General features: G+C 72.3%; 3 protein-coding genes. All 3 read right to left on the reverse strand.

The window, feature by feature from the left end; all coding sequences use genetic code 11:
* Position 1 precedes the first annotated feature (1 nt).
* A complete protein-coding gene (locus VGL20_13385; protein ID HEY2704673.1) occupies positions 2 to 199 on the reverse strand; it encodes a hypothetical protein in 198 nt (65 codons plus the stop codon).
* A 468-nt stretch (positions 200 to 667) separates the two neighbouring features.
* Positions 668 to 1,438: an ABC transporter permease gene (locus VGL20_13390; protein HEY2704674.1), complete on the reverse strand. Its 771-nt coding sequence runs from the start codon at positions 1,436 to 1,438 to the stop codon at positions 668 to 670.
* A gap of 1 nt (position 1,439) precedes the next feature.
* The coding region (locus VGL20_13395) for an ABC transporter (protein HEY2704675.1) at positions 1,440 to 1,674 on the reverse strand (235 nt) is incomplete at its 5' end.

Genomic DNA, 1,674 nt, shown 5'->3' on the forward strand with positions numbered 1-1,674 from the left:
TCTACTCGGGATCGACCAGCACCCTGACCAGCGTCTCGTCACCGTTGGTCCAGACGGTGACGGGCTCGGGCTCGGGCTCGGCAACCGCGAACGCACTGCGAACCCCCCAGGTGGGCGCCGCGACCGACAGGTGGCGATACGGAGCCGCGCTGCTGCTGGCCGGGCTGCTGCTGGTGCTGCTGTCCGCCGGCTCCTGCACGGCGTTGCGCGGCCGCCGGCGGCACGGCCGATCCCCGACCGACGCGTAAAAGTCTGTCAAGCACCGATCACTGGGGCCTCGCGCCGGTGACTCACGGATGCGAACGGTTGCGGACGCGAGCATCCTCTTCGGCGGAGGTTGGCAGGTCCAGCGCAACGGACCGCGAGAGGAGCCGAGAGGGTGCACACGACCACATTGCTTGACCGGGCACTGCGCGTTCTCATCGAGGCGTACCAGCGTGATCTCACCGGCAGGTCGCCGTCGGGACCGGAGGGTGGCTCACCCGAGTCGGATCGTGAGGGGATGCGGTGTGCCACCCACGGGCGCGACCTGCTCGAGGTGGACTCCGCCGAGGCCCCCGGCTACTACGTGTGCGTGGTGCCCGGGTGCCAGGTCACCGTCATCGCCGCGTGAGCGCCGGGGGCGGAGCCGCGGTGGCTCCGCCCCCGGGCGGGATGATCGGATGGCTCAGGCGAGAACGTCCCGCCGCCGGAAGAGGACGGCCGCGACCACGCAGGCGGCGGCGGCGTACACGCTGCCCATCGCCAGCGCGTGGCCGTAGCCGATCTCGGAGTTCCCCTGGGAGATGATGGCGTCGAGCTGGTTGAAGGGGAGCCACGTCCCCAGGCTCGACCACGCCGAGCTCAGCAGGCCCTCGACGGGGAGCGCCCAGGCGATGCCCGCGATGACCGCCGGCGCCGGGGAGCGCAGCACCACCCCGAGCAGGCACCCGAAGATTCCGTAGCCGAGCGCGGCGAGGACCAGGGTGCCACCGGTCGAGAGCGTCTGCCCCAGGCCCGAGCCCAGCCAGGCCGAGGTGTCGATGCCCTGCGAGGGGCCGAGGATCAGCGCCGTCACCAGGGCGGCGGCGAAGGCGACGGCGACCCCGGCGGCGACGAAGACGAGATTGGCCGCCAGCTTGCCGGCGAGCAGCTGGATGCGGCGCGGCTCGCGCACCAGCAGGCTGCGCAGGGTGCCGTGCGTGTACTCCTGGGCGACCGCGATGGCGACGGTGCCGAGCACGATGACGCCGAGCATCGCACCGGTGTGGGACATCAGGTACGAGAAGCCGTCGGGCTGGGAGATGCGGGCGACGTTGAGCTCGCCGCGCCCGCTCCTGGCGCGGAGGGTGACGAGCACGATGCCGAGGATCGAGAGCGCGGTCATCGACCCGGCGCTGCCCAGCAGCATGCCGCGGCGGAGGACCTTCAGCCACTCGCTGCGAAAGGCGCGGACCATGTCAGTTGTCTCCTGTGAGGGCGAGGAAGCTGTCCTCGAGAGTCGAGCGCTCGACACCGATCTCGGTGAGTGCGACGCCCGCGGCCATCGAGCCCCGGGTGAGGGCGGCGGCGGCCTCCGAGCCGGCGTTCACGATGACGTGCCCGTCGACCACCTCGGCGTCGTACCCGAGGCGGCGCGCCACCGCGGCGACGACCTCGGCGTCGGACGAGCTCTCGCCGGCGACCCGCAGCCGG

This window comes from Candidatus Dormiibacterota bacterium, assembly GCA_036495095.1.
In the GTDB taxonomy this organism is placed as follows: domain Bacteria; phylum Chloroflexota; class Dormibacteria; order Aeolococcales; family Aeolococcaceae; genus CF-96.